This window comes from Bifidobacterium pseudolongum subsp. pseudolongum DSM 20099 (assembly GCF_000771225.1).
Classification (GTDB): domain Bacteria; phylum Actinomycetota; class Actinomycetes; order Actinomycetales; family Bifidobacteriaceae; genus Bifidobacterium; species Bifidobacterium pseudolongum.
Genome location: NZ_JDTZ01000005.1, coordinates 240,374 through 255,006, shown reverse-complemented (window position 1 = coordinate 255,006; position 14,633 = coordinate 240,374). Strand labels below are relative to the sequence as shown.

13 protein-coding genes and 2 tRNA genes are annotated in these 14,633 nt (G+C 62.7%); 8 read left to right on the top strand and 7 right to left on the bottom strand.

Going from position 1 to position 14,633, the window contains the following annotated elements; translation table 11 throughout:
* Nucleotides 1-41: 41 nt before the first annotated feature.
* The gene (locus tag OU02_RS05780; protein ID WP_051918367.1) at nt 42-542 is read left to right on the top strand and encodes a DUF3566 domain-containing protein; all 501 of its coding nucleotides are present in this window, start codon (nt 42-44) and stop codon (nt 540-542) included.
* Nucleotides 543-909: 367 nt separating this feature from the next.
* Here the strand turns inward: OU02_RS05780 and OU02_RS08365 are convergent, their stop codons facing one another.
* Nucleotides 910-1,920, bottom strand: coding sequence for a hypothetical protein (locus OU02_RS08365; protein WP_152593154.1), 1,011 nt, complete (start codon nt 1,918-1,920; stop codon nt 910-912).
* A gap of 164 nt (nt 1,921-2,084) precedes the next feature.
* Between OU02_RS08365 and OU02_RS05765 the strand changes: the two genes are divergently transcribed.
* Nucleotides 2,085-3,155: a VanZ family protein gene (locus tag OU02_RS05765; protein ID WP_051918328.1), complete on the top strand. Its 1,071-nt coding sequence runs from the start codon at nt 2,085-2,087 to the stop codon at nt 3,153-3,155.
* Here OU02_RS05765 and trhA read toward each other — a convergent pair.
* From trhA to OU02_RS05750, 3 genes are all read right to left on the bottom strand, one after another.
* Nucleotides 3,130-3,942, bottom strand: a complete 813-nt coding sequence (gene trhA, locus OU02_RS05760; RefSeq protein ID WP_051918329.1) for a PAQR family membrane homeostasis protein TrhA — start codon at nt 3,940-3,942, stop codon at nt 3,130-3,132. The two genes, OU02_RS05765 and trhA, sit on opposite strands and share 26 nt — an antisense overlap.
* A 105-nt stretch (nt 3,943-4,047) precedes the next feature.
* Nucleotides 4,048-5,394 carry an NADP-specific glutamate dehydrogenase gene (gene gdhA, locus OU02_RS05755; RefSeq protein WP_033489253.1) on the bottom strand — a complete coding sequence of 449 codons (1,347 nt, stop codon included), beginning with the start codon at nt 5,392-5,394 and terminating at the stop codon, nt 4,048-4,050.
* A gap of 135 nt (nt 5,395-5,529) precedes the next feature.
* Nucleotides 5,530-6,810, bottom strand: a complete 1,281-nt coding sequence (locus OU02_RS05750) for an MFS transporter (protein WP_236710315.1) — start codon at nt 6,808-6,810, stop codon at nt 5,530-5,532.
* Between the two features lie 280 nt (nt 6,811-7,090).
* Here OU02_RS05750 and mscL point away from each other — a divergent pair, with 280 nt between their 5' ends.
* On the top strand, nt 7,091-7,597 hold the full coding sequence (mscL, locus tag OU02_RS05745; protein ID WP_033489252.1) for a large conductance mechanosensitive channel protein MscL: 507 nt from the start codon (nt 7,091-7,093) through the stop codon (nt 7,595-7,597).
* A 255-nt stretch (nt 7,598-7,852) separates the two neighbouring features.
* The gene (locus tag OU02_RS05740) at nt 7,853-8,257 is read left to right on the top strand and encodes an ester cyclase (RefSeq protein WP_033489251.1); all 405 of its coding nucleotides are present in this window, start codon (nt 7,853-7,855) and stop codon (nt 8,255-8,257) included.
* A gap of 82 nt (nt 8,258-8,339) precedes the next feature.
* On the opposite strand, the gene OU02_RS05735 is transcribed toward OU02_RS05740, so the two are convergent.
* Nucleotides 8,340-8,412: transfer RNA gene (locus tag OU02_RS05735), tRNA-Ala, on the bottom strand.
* A 31-nt stretch (nt 8,413-8,443) separates the two neighbouring features.
* A tRNA-Ile gene (locus OU02_RS05730) sits at nt 8,444-8,517 on the bottom strand.
* Nucleotides 8,518-8,627: 110 nt separating this feature from the next.
* Here OU02_RS05730 and OU02_RS05725 point away from each other — a divergent pair.
* Nucleotides 8,628-9,353 (top strand): M48 family metallopeptidase, encoded by a 726-nt coding sequence (locus OU02_RS05725; protein WP_033489250.1) that lies wholly within the window; start codon nt 8,628-8,630, stop codon nt 9,351-9,353.
* A gap of 1 nt (nt 9,354) precedes the next feature.
* Here the strand turns inward: OU02_RS05725 and OU02_RS05720 are convergent, their stop codons facing one another.
* Complete coding sequence (locus OU02_RS05720; RefSeq protein WP_160248856.1) at nt 9,355-10,116, bottom strand: MerR family transcriptional regulator; 762 nt, start codon at nt 10,114-10,116, stop codon at nt 9,355-9,357.
* A gap of 258 nt (nt 10,117-10,374) precedes the next feature.
* Between OU02_RS05720 and OU02_RS05715 the strand changes: the two genes are divergently transcribed.
* The 3 genes from OU02_RS05715 to OU02_RS05705 all read left to right on the top strand — a co-directional run bounded on the left by OU02_RS05715 (nt 10,375) and on the right by OU02_RS05705 (nt 14,566).
* Nucleotides 10,375-10,968 carry an NADPH-dependent FMN reductase gene (locus OU02_RS05715; RefSeq protein ID WP_033489248.1) on the top strand — a complete coding sequence of 198 codons (594 nt, stop codon included), beginning with the start codon at nt 10,375-10,377 and terminating at the stop codon, nt 10,966-10,968.
* Nucleotides 10,969-11,234: 266 nt separating this feature from the next.
* Nucleotides 11,235-11,990, top strand: a complete 756-nt coding sequence (locus OU02_RS05710; RefSeq protein WP_033489247.1) for a class I SAM-dependent methyltransferase — start codon at nt 11,235-11,237, stop codon at nt 11,988-11,990.
* Between the two features lie 74 nt (nt 11,991-12,064).
* Nucleotides 12,065-14,566, top strand: a complete 2,502-nt coding sequence (locus tag OU02_RS05705; protein WP_033489246.1) for an excinuclease ABC subunit UvrA — start codon at nt 12,065-12,067, stop codon at nt 14,564-14,566.
* Nucleotides 14,567-14,633 lie beyond the last annotated feature (67 nt).

The window sequence follows — 14,633 nt, the reverse complement described above, 5'->3', positions numbered from 1 at the left end:
GCGGCACTCCCGGCAATACGCTGGAAAACACGACCCGTTCCATGGTGGGCGGGGCCGGTGGCCACGATGCGCATGGACCGCGCGTGGCGCGTTCCGCATCGAACCAGCCTTTGATCGCAGACAAGGACCGCCCGGACGAAAACAAGCCCGTGCGCCCCACGCAGCGTGGCAAGAAGCCGCGTGCGCGCCGCATGAACCTCTCGCTCACGCGCATCGACGCATGGTCGGTGGCCAAGGTCACGTTCATGCTTTCGGTGGCGGGCGCCCTCATCCAGATCATCGCGGTGGCCCTGCTGTGGTCACTGCTCAAGGTCGTGGGTGTCTTCGACCAAGTGACGCAGATCGTCTCGTCCGCCGGCCTCGACGCCGGTGGCGTGAATCTGGCGAACATCTTCTCGCTGCCCACCATCCTCAGTGGCGTCACGATCTTCTCGATTGCAGAAATCGTGCTGATCACAATCCTCGTCACGATCTTCGCGCTCCTCTACAACGTGGTCAGCGCCCTCGTCGGCGGCGTGCACATCACGCTCGGCGACGACTGATTCGTTCCATCCGGAAAAAGCGCGGGTCTCCCCGCGCTTTTTCATATCCTGCGTGGCTGTGGCTGCGCAATGCCATCTTCTTCGCTTGGTAGCGCGCGAATTGTACGCAGAAAATGGGAGGTTGCGTAAAATTCTTGCGCTTGCATAAGGATTATCGTACGAATTGTACGCGGTCTAGAGTCATCTGCGTAAAATTCTTGCGCTACAAGACCTGATTGCGTGCGAATTGTACGCAGGCTCTTGTTCTCTGCGTACAATTCGCACGCAAATCGGTGGTGTTGGTGGTCGAGTGGTGTCTGTGGGAGGTTGCTGGTTGCCGTGGTCGGTGGTCAGGCTGTTGGCCGCTGTTGGTTGTTGTCAGCTGACGCTACGCCTGCAGGGCCATGCGCAGCTCACCTTGCAACTCATTGGGCACACCTACCCACGGCACTCCCGCGTTGCGCAGCAACCGATCGAAGACACGGAGATTCACCACATCTTCGTAGAAGCAGTGCACAATTGTCGTCATACCCGATCGGCGTATCGACTCATCCCGCTCCCCCTGTGTCTGCACAAGAATGCGCACATCGCGATGCCTGGTCATCGTCGGGTCGAGGTATTTCTGCACGCCGTCGAATTCCAGAACGATCATGCGCCCATCCGGCAGCCGCCACAGCATATCGACCCTGATCACATGCCCGGAATTGCGCAGGTCGGGGAACTCCACCTGCAGCTGCGGCTCGGCGAACCCGAGCAGTCGTATCGCCGCGCGGGCGATCGACTCTCCCCCGCTCTCGCTCTTCGGATTGCCGCAATGCAGCAGTGTGCGCAGCGCCGGAGTGAGCACACGCAACTGCCGGCAGCATTCCTCAAGCTGTTCTACAGTGGCGCCTTTGCGCAGGGCGTCGTCCACAAGCGGCAGCGCATGCATGAACGGCAGATGCGCGATGCTGACGGCCACGGTCACCGCGCCGGCGGTGACGGGAATGCCGTCGATGATCCGCGTGCCCACGTCACTCGGCAGATGGATTCTGCGCAACGGCGTGCGCGGCGAGTTGTGCTTGTGTGCGTTGCGCTGGTGGTCTGCGATCCACACGGCGCCGTCATGCGAAGAGCGTGAATGCGTGATTCCCTGCACATCAAGCGCGGAGTACCCCGTGAACACCCAGTGCGGCTTTTTGCAGTGCAGCGCGCGCACCATGTACGCCGACCGCTCGCACTCCGTGAGTGTCTGCCAATGCGTGCGGTTCGCATAGAGCCCTTGGTACGGCGAGACGTATTCGCCGGCGGCAGTGCGCCGCGTCATCGCCGCATACGTGGACTGGTCGGTGGCGAACGCGCACCGCCGCTGCTGTTGTGCGGCGCGCATGAGCTCGCCGGCTTGGGTATGTGCTCTCATGCACGTGAGGATACGGGCGCCGAATCCAGCCGCGCAACTTGCACAGGCGTATGTGCACCGACGCCCCGGTTATCCACAATCCGCGCGACCGCGCGCACCCACGCTCCCCTTTGCTCAGACCGGAACCGGGCACGGCCGCTACACTGGGCTTTGTGCTTCGTTATTTGGGATTATTCAGCGATTCGTTCACGCTCGCGGTCATTCTGTGGCCGTTCGCGTCCGCAGTGCTCACATTGCCGATCCTGGCCATGCTGTACCACAAGGACCACCGCTTGCGCCTCGCCGCCGGACTGTCCGCATATCTGGCGGTGCTGTACGCGCTCGGTCTGGTGGCGTTCACGCTGTACCCGATGCCGGACGATCCCGTGCGGTTCTGCGCGACGCACCACCTGCTCCCCCAGCTCGACCTGCTCAAATTCATCCAGGACGCACAGACGGGCCTGTACGGCGTGCTGCAGCTCGTGATGAACGTCGTGTTCTTCATGCCGATGGGGTTCATGCTGTGCCGCTGGGCCGGCTGGCGCTTCTGGGTGGCGCTGCCGTTTTCGTTCGGCTGCTCGGTGTTCATCGAAACGTCGCAGCTCACCGGCTTCTGGGGCCTCTACCCGTGCGCCTACCGGCAGTTCGACGTGGATGACATGCTCACGAATACACTTGGCGCGGTGATCGGCTTCGGCATCGCCAAACTGATCGGACTCGTCTGGCCGAAGAAACAGATCGAGACGGGCGGCATGGTGACCCGGCCCGGATTCGTGCACCGCGCCGTCGCGCTCATCATCGATGTGATCCTCATGCAGATCTGTGTGTTCACGATCTCCATCGCATTCATGTACGCGTTCTACAAGCTCGCGGTGCCGCTCAACAACGGCCGCTTCAACGTCGGCGCATTCGAGGTGGGCACCGAGCTCGTGGAGTGGGTGCCGCGCCTGCTGGCCGTGTGCGCGTTCGCCGCGTTCGAAGTGTGGATTCCGTGGCGCCACCGCGGCCAGACGCTCGGCTGCCAATACACGCAGATGACCGTGGAATCGGCGCCGCGCACCGGCACGTACCGCGTGGCGTTCTACGTGACGCGCACCGCGGTGCTGGGTACGTGGTACCTGCTGCTTGTGGACGGCGCGAACCAGCCGTTCTGGTGGCTCACGTTCGCGCTGCTGGTCTTCTGGCTCGTCGCGAAGCGCATGCCGTGGGACATGATCCCCGCGACCGTCGCTAGCGCATCGCCAGAACGGTCATGAACAGGGCGATGACATGGCACACGTACCCGCCGATCGTGCCCAAATGGAATAGTTCATGGAACCCGAACCACTTGGGCACCGGATTCGGCTTGCGTAGCGCGAAGCAGACCGCGCCGGCGATGTAGCACGCGCCGCCCGCGATCACGAGAATCGTGGGGACCGGTCCGATGTATGGCGATTTCCAGAACAGGTGGATGATCGTGATCGGCGCGAGCCCCAGCACAATGTACACGATCGTGAACAGCCAGTCCAAACCCACCGGGTAGACGAGATGCACGAGCGTGCCCATAATCGCCGTGATCCATATGATGCCGATGTACGTCCAGCACACCGTCCAGTTGTCGAGCGCGAACAGGAACGGTGTGCATGTGCCGGCGATCACGAGGAAGATGTTCGAATAGTCGATGCGGCACAGCACCTCATCCACAAGCCGCGGGAAATGCCCGTGCCCCAAGTGCAGTGCGGCGCTCACACCGAACAGCAGCATGATCGTGGCGCCGTAGACGCTCACACCCGCCTTCATCCAGCCGGATGGGGCGAGCACAATCAGCAGCACCGACGTGGCCACGGAGAAGGGGAAGGCGATGAGGTGCAGCCAGCCGCGCAGTTTCGGCTTCTCGCGCAGCATCTTGCGCATCGCGCGGCTCTCCTTGACCTGCTCCGTGCGCGCCTTTTGCTCGCGCAGCTTCTTCGCCGTCACCACTTTCTGTGGTTTGCGCGCGCGTGTGATCGCTCCGACGACGCGCGTTGTATGCGCATGGGGACCCCTCGAATACACCTTTGCCATACGTCCAGCATAAGAACGCGCGTGGGGTGTGCGGCGGCGTTTATCCATAAGAAAAGCGCGCCCCTGACGGGAGCGCGCTATTCACGTCTGGTGATTCGCCGCGGATCAGAAGATGCCCTGGGCCACCATTGCGTCGGCCACCTTGACGAAGCCGGCCACGTTGGCGCCGAACATCAGGTCGCCTTCATGATCGTATTCCTTGGCGGCGGCGAGCGACTCGGCCACGATGTTCTTCATGATGCCCTTGAGCTCCTCGTCCACCTTTTCGAAGGTCCAGCTCAGGCGGTAGGAGTTCTGGCTCATCTCCAGGCCGGAGACCGCCACGCCGCCCGCGTTCGCGGCCTTGGCCGGGCCGTAGAGCAGGTTGTTCTTCTGGTAGATCTCAATGGCCTGCGGGGTGGACGGCATGTTCGCGCCCTCGCACACCACGGTGCAGCCGTTGTCGACGAGCGCCTGCGCGGACTCGGCGTCGATCTCGTTCTGCGTGGCGCACGGCAGTGCGATGTCGCACTTGACGGTCCACACGCCGCTGCAGCCTTCGTGGTACTCGGCGCCTTCCACGCGCTCGGCGTACTCGCTGATGCGGCCGCGGTGGCCGAGCTTGATGTCCTTGACCACGTCGAGGTCGATGCCGTTCGGGTCATACACATAGCCGTTGGAATCGGAGCAGGTCACGACCTTGGCGCCCAGTTCCGTGGCCTTCTCGATCGCGAAGATCGCCACGTTGCCGGAGCCGGAGACCACCACGGTCTTGCCTTCGAAGGAGTCGTCGCGCAGCACTCGCAGCGCTTCCTGCGTGTAGTAGCACAGGCCGTAGCCGGTGGCCTCGGTGCGGGCGAGCGAGCCGCCGAACTGCAGGCCCTTGCCGGTGAGCACGCCGGTGAACTCGTTGCGCAGGCGCTTGTACTGGCCGAAGAGGTAGCCGATCTCGCGGCCGCCCACGTTGATGTCGCCCGCCGGCACATCGGTGAACTGGCCGATGTGCCGCTGCAGCTCGGTCATGAACGCCTGGCAGAAGCGCATCACCTCGGCGTCGGAACGGCCCTTCGGGTTGAAGTCGGAGCCGCCCTTGCCGCCGCCCATCGGCAGGCCGGTGAGCGAGTTCTTCAGGATCTGCTCGAAGCCCAGGAACTTGATCACGCTTTCGGTGACGGTGGGGTGGAAGCGCAGGCCGCCCTTGTACGGGCCAATCGCGGAGTTGAACTGCACGCGGTAGCCGCGGTTCACCTGCACGTCGCCGTTGTCGTCGACCCAGGCCACGCGGAACTTGACCAAACGTTCAGGCTCCACGAAACGCTGCAGCACGCCGGCCGCCTCGTATTCCGGGTGCTTCGCGAACACCGGCTCGATGCTCTCGAACACTTCCTGCACAGCCTGCAGAAACTCGGTCTGGTCCGGGTCGCGTTCCTCGACCTTCGCGTACACGCGCTTCACATACTCATCGGTGAGCATTGTTCCTCTTTCTGATGGTCATAATGGACAAAACAGCATCATTCTAAAGACAGCGAAAACACCCGCACAAGCACATACTCATTTTGTGGATGGTCTTTTCGCCAACGCTGTCATCGCGCCGGCCGACTGGTCTCGTCAGATGTCTTTGCGCGCGCCGTGCATGCGGTGGAACGGGATGTAGACAGCCCATGCGAGCGGCATCGTCACGAGCAGGGCCGGGTAGAACCAGCTGATTGGCAGTCCGCCGTACAGGAAACCGCCGATGAGCGGCCCCAGGAACATGCCAAGGTCGATGCCCGCGTAATACGTGGTGTTCGCCATGCCACTGCGCGCCTTGCCCGCGATCACGACCGCCTTCGCCTGCGTGATGGAGCTCATCATGCCGTATGCGCCCACCGTCGCGATGCCCGCGAACACGATGAACCAGTTGTTCGCCATCGCGGCGAGCGAACCGAGCATGAGTACCTGGCATACCGTTCCCGTGATCATGAAGAACAGGAAGCTCTTCGTGTCGAACCAGTTGCGCAGGAGGATGCGCGAGACGAGCAGCGTAAGTGCATAGCACGGGAAGAACAGCGAGACGATCACGTGCGCGTGCTTCGCCGCCGCGTATTCGACGATAAACGACTGGTTCGCGAAGTACGGGATCGCGAACAGCATGAAGATCAGCGCGAGCGGAATGACCTTCGGCTCGAAAAGCGAGTCGAGGTGGAGGCGGTGCCTGCCGCCGCCTGCATGCGCGCTCAGGCGCTCGCGCACCGGCACGCCGCCGTCCTTGATCAGCAGGACGCACACGATGATGCACGCGGCGAGTCCGGCGGCGATGAGGAACGTGTGCCGGTAGCCGATCGCGCGCGAGGCGCGGATGCCGAGGTCGGGGCCGACCGCCTGCGCGAGGGCGTTCATCGTGCCGTAGAGGCCCATGCCGGCGCCCATGCGCGAAATCGGCAGCAGCATCGACAGCCACGTGGACATGCACACGGAGATGCACGCGAAGCCGATGCCGTTGAGGATGCGCGCGCACAGCAGCCAGCCGGTGTTCGGCACGAAGTAATACCACAGGTTCGCGATGAGGAAGAGTGATGCGCCGAGGATCGCGAGCCGCCGTTTGCTCGTGCGGTCCGAAAGATTGCCCGCGATCGGGCGGCACACGAGCGAGCTGAGCGAGAGCGCGCCGGCGATGAAGCCCATGATCGCGCCGTTCGCGCCGAGCGATTGCGAAAAGCCCGCGATGATTGGCGTACCCATCATGCTGCTCGTCATGTAGAAGAACGTGCCCGCCATGATGAGCGCGATGTCGCGCGTGATGAGCCGGTCATGAGAGCGTCTGGGCCCGCCGCCTTCCGATGAATCCTTCGGTGTGATCGTGTCACGGGTCATCGGTTGCACGGCGGTTTCCTTCCTGATTTCGGGCATAGGGGGATTGGCGCGCTTGGCGGCCGCGACCATTGTATGACCGGCCCCATTGCGAACAATAGTGCACTGATGCCGTGAGCGAACGTGCGCACGTGGGCGATTGTTGCGCGCGTTGCGGAATGCGGGCCGGAAAAACGCGCGTTTGGTCATTGGCATGCGTTCAGTGCGCTTACTATGGCAACTACGCGTTCGTTGACTAGCAGTGTTGTTCGCCGCAACAGGAACAGGACAGCGGGCGGCAATGCAACACCCGTCGGAAACATCGAAAAGGAGTCGGAACATGTTGGACGGATTCAAGAAATTCATTGCACGCGGCAATATGGTGGACATGGCAGTCGGCGTCGTCATGGGCGCGGCGGTCACTGGCATTGTCAACGCACTCGTCGACAGCATCATCAACCCGCTCATTGCGGCGATTTTCGGCAAGCCGGACCTGAGCAAGACATGGAACTGGACAATCACGAACTGGGCAGGGGAGAACTCGGTCATCTCCTTCGGTTCCCTGCTCAACGCGCTGCTCAACTTCCTCATCATCGCGATCGCCGTCTATTTCTGCATCGTCGTGCCGATCAACAAACTGCGCGATATGAGCGAAAAGGCGATGGCCAAGCTCAAGAAGGGCGGCGACGAGGATGTCGCGGCGTCCCAGCCTGATCTGAGCCCAGAAGAGCAAACGGTCATCCTGCTGCAGGACATCCGCAATTCGCTCGCAGACCAGCAAGCGGCTGCAGCGGCACCGGAAACTTCCGCCGCTCCAACTGCGACCGTGACGGTGGAAAGCAAGTGAGCATGGCAGCGCTTGTCAAGTGAAGCTCATCGGTGCAGTGCAGGGCGTCCGGGGAACCGGGCGCCTTTTTGTGTGCCTGCAGGTCGGTCTTCGGATGGATTCCAGAGGTATTCTGGCTGGGAAGGAGCATTTTCCCGGCGCATGCCGACTATGAGGCACGCAATCAAGCCACTGACAGGTGGGGAATACTCGAGGCCAGGCAGGAAAAAGCTCCCTCCCAGCCGAGATACATAGCAATTCAAAGGAGAATGCGCGATGCAGACAGATACAACCCCCAACGAAGTGGTGAAAGAGTTCTTCATAGCGGGTTATCTCGACCATGATTATGACCGCGTGATGGAGCTTGTGGCGGAGGATTATGTGGACCATAGTCCGGCTGGCGCGCGCAGCAACGCGGATGCGGTGAATATCCTGCGGATCGTGAAGGATATGTTCGTCGACTTGCAGCTTGTGTTCGAAGATGTGTTCTCAGCAGGGGAGCTGGTCGCTACGCGCATCCAATACAAGGGGTATCAAGCCGGTGAGTGCTGCGGCGTTGCCCCTACAGGACGTTGGTTCGCGTTCGATGCGCTTGAGAACTTCCGTGTGGTGGACGGCAAGATTGTGGAATCGTGGGGTTACTGGCCCGAAGCGCAGATCACCGCGATGCTCACCGAATAGAGGATGTTTTCGTGGCAATGAAACCTGACGCAGAAAACAAAAAAACCGCTGAAAACCCAATGTTTTCAACGGTTGACGCGAGTGGAGCTACTCGGGTTCGAACCGAGGACCCTCTGCTTGCAAAGCAGATGCGCTACCAGCTGCGCCATAGCCCCAACGGGGGAACACGTGAGAATGCTCCCCACGTGGGCCCGGGAGGACTTGAACCTCCGACCTCATCCTTATCAGGGATGCGCTCTAACCACCTGAGCTACGGGCCCGATCCATCGCGTTCAGGACGCAACAGAGAAAAAGAATACCAACAGCATGCGATAAGTCAAATCAAATCGGCGTGTCGTTGTTGTCCCCTTGGCCGCTGACAATATCGGGTATGCCTTTTCGCAACCTCCCCCGCGCGCGTTCGCTCGCAGGCCGCTCCGCTTCGCCGCACGCACTGATCTCTCGCGAAGTCATCACCGTCGACGGCGTGCAGGTGAGCGTGCTGCGCAAGAAGAACCGTAACATGTACCTGCGCGTCAAGCCGCCGTATGGCGCTGTTGAAGTCACGGCGCCGGCGCGTATGCCGCAGCAGGACATCGTGCGGTTCGTGCGCGAGCGGCGCGCGTGGATCGACGAAGCACTGCGCAAGATGGCGGCCGCACGCTCGCGCACATTCGCCTCGCCGAACGTGGACCCGGACGTGCTGGTGAGCGCGGTCAGCATGCAGCGCGAGGGCGCGCCGGAGGGCGCCTTCAGTTGGAACGAGCAGTCGCTTGAGCGCGCGCGGCAGTCGATCGAGCGGCAGCTGCCGGCGCTGCTGCGCAAGTGGGAGCCAGTGGTCGGTCGTGCGCCATCGAAGATCACGCTGCGCACGATGAGCTCGCGCTGGGGGTCGTGCACGCCCAAGACCGCGCGGATCCGGCTCAACCTGCAGCTCGGGCTGATGGACCCGAAATACCTCGAGTATGTGCTCGTGCACGAGATGGTGCATCTGTGGGAGCACGGGCATGGCGCCGGCTTCCAGGCGCGCATGACCGACGCACTGCCCAACTGGAAGGAGCTGCGGCGCGAGCTCAACACATGCACGATCTTCGAAGTGCCGCAAGTGCGGAGTTGAGCTACTCCCAGCGTGCGTGCTCGGCGTTCACGCCTTCCGTGGCCGCCTGTGCTGCGATGACGTCGTGCAACCAGGCCGCCAATCCGGGCTCGATGCTGTCATAATGCGCGCGGAATCGTTGATCGTTGACATACATCTTCGCGAGGCACACGTGCATCGAGGGAGTCACGTGATACCACGTGAGCGATTCCCGGTGCCGCAACGCAAGCTCATCTGCCGCCTCGCTGCCGGGCTTGACGCCGTCGCGCATCGCCTGCGCCAATTCGAGCTCGAGTGCCCGCATGGCGTCGAGATCCGCTTGCTGTTGCGCGTCGTCCGTGCGGGTGCGGTATTCCGCGTATTCCATCCACTGTGGGCTGTCTCCCCAGCGGTCGTGTGCTTCGTCGGTGTATGGGCTGTCCATGTCCTCATTCTCTTTCATATTGTGCGCGTATGCGCTGAGTTCGTCGATGTCCTGCAATATCAACTGCAGTTGTGTGATGTGCCCGCTGATGCGCGCCCGTTGCTCGCGCATCAGCGTGAGCGTTTCCGTGGCCGGGCCGTCTAGGGCCGCGCGGATCTGCTCCGTGGTGAGGCCAAGGTCCCGGTACAGGCGGATGCGCCGTATGCGCCGTATGCGCGCGATGTCGTCTTCGCTGTACAGTCTGTATCCGTTGCTGTCGCGGCCGGGCCGGAGCAGGCCCACCGATTCCCAATGCCGCAGCATACGTACACTGACTGCACACAGCACAGACGTCTCGCCGATGGTGAGTTGTTTCTGCATGTGCATGGTTTGTACGCTACGGCCTGACATGATGTGAAGGTCAATCCTGCCGGCGTGTCGGTGATTTTCGTTGATACGCGTATTCACCGCGTTGAGTTTCTCCTCCTGCAAAAAGATTGGTGCGGCCAGTGTTGCCTACGACAGTTGGCGCAGATATGCACACCAATGGTCAGCTGAACGCGTGATGTGGATGATTTTGGGGAAGTGGGCTCTTGAACACAGTGAACAGGTAATTCGGCCTCCGGAAAGGACCAAACCATGAAACCAGCCAATGAAGCCCGCATCGCGGAACATGACGGCAGCCTGCCGACGGTATTGATGATCGTCGGATCGCTACGCAAACAATCATTCAACAGGCAACTCGCGCAGTTCGCCGCGCATGCGCTCGCCGGCCGCGCGAATGTGAGCGTCCTCGATTGGCGTGATGTGCCGGTGTTCAATCAGGACGAGGAATTCCCGAATCCCGAATCAGTGGTCTCCGCCCGTACTGCGGTGGCCGACGCCGACGCGCTGTGGATTGTGACACCCGAATACAACCATGGTATGCCCGGTCCGCTCAAGAACCTGCTGGACTGGTTGTCGCGCCCGGCGGAGGATGGTTCGCCGTCGCCATTGTTCGGCAAGACGATGACGATGAGCGGCGCGGGCGGCGCGAATTGCGTGCGCGACAGCTTCGCGACGCTGCTGCCGGTGCTTGAATTCATGAAGATGCGTTTTGCTCCGGCCACCTTCACCGGTGTTGCGGTGAGTCGTGAGATGTTCATCAGCGACACCCTTGAGCTCGATGATGCAGCCAAGTCGGCCATCGAGCATCAGGCCGATGCGCTGATTGGTATGGTTGACGAGCGGTAGGGCAAGGGAATAGGCCAAATTTGCCATGGAAAAGGCATGTGCCGGCTGTATCTCGCTTACGCGGGTGCCTTAATTTCGGCAGGGGCGAGTATCGCCCTTGCAGATTGCTGGAATTCCGATGATTCGCGACGCCGATACTTCAAGGCTGCCGGGTTAGGGCACCCGCGTAAGCGAGATACGCGAGATAGCTATGCTACCTTGTTGTACAAGTGATGCGCCGATAAGCGGTACCCAGCTTCGAAGCAGCCACATGTAGGGGGGCGAACATGGATTACCAGAGTGAGAACGCACGGACAATCGACCGCTGGGTCGATGAAGGCTGGCAATGGGGCGTGCCGATCTCACACGACACCTTCGTCGCCGCGCAACACGGCGACTGGGACATCCTGCTCACCCCAACGAAACCAGTGCCACACGAGTGGATTGGCGATGTGCGCGGCAAGCGCGTGCTAGGCCTTGCGAGCGGTGGCGCGCAGCAGATGCCGATCATGGTGGCGCTCGGCGCACAATGCACGGTGCTCGATTATTCGTCGCGCCAATGCGAACGCGAAACCGAGGTCGCACAGCGCGAGGGCTACGAGATCGAGGTGGTCCAGGCGGACATGACGAAACCGCTGCCGTTCGAAGACGAAAGCTTCGACCTGATCATCAACCCCGTATCCAACTGCTACATCGAGCAGGTGCGCCCCGTGTTCCGCGAATGCCACCGCGTGCTCAAAACCGGCGGATCGCTCATCGGCGGCTACGACAACGGCATCAACTACATCTTCGACGATGACGAGACGACCCTGACGAATACACTGCCGTTCAATCCGCTGCACGACGAGCGCGCACGCCAGATGCTGCTCCGCACGGATTGCGGCATGCAGTTCTCGCACACGCTCGACGAGCAGATCGGCGGCCAGCACGAAGCCGGCTTCGTGCTGCGCGCGCTGTATGAGGACACGAACGGCGAAGGCAACCTGCACGAACACCATGTGCCGACCTTCGTTGCGACGTGGAGCATGAAAATGTCACATTGAATGTGCCCTCGGCGGAGCGCGGCCAGCCCCCCCTTACGCTCGGCAATAGTGAAAACGAACGGAGGAGCGGCAGCATGGCGCAGACAATCGACATCACCGGCGCGCGGGTGCACAATCTCAAGCGTGTGGACGTACAGGTGCCAATCGGCAAAATGGTGGCTGTGGCGGGCGTCTCCGGATCGGGCAAATCGTCGCTCGCGCTCGGCGTGCTCTACGCGGAAGGCTCACGCCGCTATCTGGAGGGGCTCTCCACCTACACGCGCCGGCGCATCGCACAGAGCGGCGAAGCGAAGCTCGACGCGATCGAGCATGTGCCGCCGGCGCTCGCGCTGCACCAGCGGCCGAGCGTGCCCGGCATCCGCAGCACTTTCGGCACGATGAGCGAACTGCTCAACAGCCTGCGCCTCATGACCTCCCGCTTGGGCAACTACACCTGCCCGAACGGCCACATGCTCGACCCGACGCCGAACGTCGCGCTCGAGCGGCCGATCATCTGCCCGGTGTGCGGCGCCGAGGTGCAGGCGCTCGGCGCGGAGGACCTCGCGTTCAACTCGGGCGGCGCGTGCCCCACCTGCTCCGGCACGGGCATTGTGCGCACGGTGGATGATTCCACGCTGATCGCCGACCCGAACCTGACGATCGAGCAGGGTGCGGTGGCGCCGTGGCGGTCACTGATGTGGTCGGTCATGGTGGACGTGTGCCGCGAGATGGGCGTGCGCACCGATGTGCCGTACAAAGACCTCACCGCCCACGAAAAAGAGATTGTGCTGCACGGGCCCGCGGAAAAACGGCACATCGTGTACCACTTGAAGAAGCAGAACCGCGCGGGCGAGATGGACTTCACGTATTTCAGCGCCGCGCGCACCGTGCTCAACGCGCTCGACAAAGCGAAAGACGCGAAGGGCCTCAAGCGCGTCGAGCCGTTCATCAAAGAGTCGCCATGCCCGGACTGCCACGGCACGCGTCTGAATGAACGCGCGCGCACACTGCCCGTGCATGGCAAAACGCTGCCCGAACAGTGCGCGATGCAGCTCGACGAACTCGCACAATGGGTGCAGACCATACCGGGCGCGATGCCCGCGGACATGCGCGAGATGGCGCAGGCGATCGTCGACGAGTTCACGCGCACCGCCCGCCGTCTGCTCGAACTCGGGCTCGGCTACCTCACGCTCGACCGCGCCGGCAGCACGCTGTCGACCGGCGAGCGGCAGCGCATCCAGCTCGCGCGCGCCGTGCGCAGCGAGCTGACGGGCGCGATGTACGTGCTCGACGAGCCGTCCATCGGCCTCCACCCGGCGAACGTGGACGGCCTGCTCGGCGTGATGCGCGACCTGAAGGCGCAGGGCAACACCGTGATCGTCGTCGACCACGATACGCGCGTGCTGCGCGCGACCGACTGGATCATCGAAATGGGTCCGGGCGCCGGCGCGCACGGCGGCACGGTGATTGCGCAGGGCACGGTAGGGGATGTGGAGCGCAGCCCGCATTCGCTCATCGCGCCGTTCCTCGCGAGCGAACACTCGCAGATCGTGCGCCCGCAGGCGCCGGCGGATGCGGTGTTCAGCGAAGGCGCGATTGAGATCAAGACCGCGCCGCTGCACACCGTGCACGCGTTGGACGCGCGCGTGCCGAAACATCGTCTGACCGTGGTGACTGGCGTCTCCGGATCGGGCAAGACGACGCTCGTGCTGGAAAGTCTCGTGCCGGCGCTCACCGCGAAGATCGCGGACGAGCGGATGCCGGAGCCTGTGCGCGAATTGGACGCGCCGGGCGTTGAACGCGTCACGATGATCGACGCGACGCCGATCGGCGCGAACGTGCGCTCCACCGTCGCCACCTACAGCGGCGTGCTCGACGACCTGCGGCGGCTCTACGCGCGCACGGAGGCGGCGAAGGCGCGTGGTCTGAAGGCGGGCGCGTTCTCGTACAACACCGGCTCGCTGCGCTGCCCCACGTGCGACGGCACCGGGCAGATCACACTCGACGTGCAGTTTCTGCCCGACGTGGACATCGACTGCCCGGACTGCCACGGCACGCGGTACAGCGACGAGGCCGGCGAAATCACGTGGGAGCCCAAGGGTGGGCATGCGCCGGTTTCGCTGCCCGATTTGCTCGCGATGACGGTCGACGAGGCGCGCGAGGTCTTCGCGGGAACCAGTCAGCGCCGTCTGCGCGCCAAACTTGACACCCTGCATGAGCTCGGCATCGGGTACATGACGCTCGGCGAGAGCACGCCGGCGCTTTCGGGTGGCGAAGCGCAGCGGCTCAAGCTTGCGAGCGAGATGGGCCGCGCGCAGGAAGGCACGCTGTTCGTGTTCGACGAGCCGACAATCGGGTTGCACCCACTCGACGTGCGCACGCTGATCGGTGTGTTCCAGAAACTCATCGACCACGGTGCGAGTGTGCTCGTGATCGAACATGACCTCGATATGATCGCGAACGCGGACTGGATCATCGACATGGGGCCGGGCGGTGGCCAGAACGGTGGCGAAATCGTGGCAACCGGCACGCCGGCGCAGGTCGCGGAGAACCCGCTCAGCCTCACCGGCCGCTACCTCAAGCCCTGCGTGGAGTAGTTGCGGGCACTCTCGTAAGGCAGATAGCAGCGGCGACGCCCTGCGACGGCCCTTACAATGGGACTGT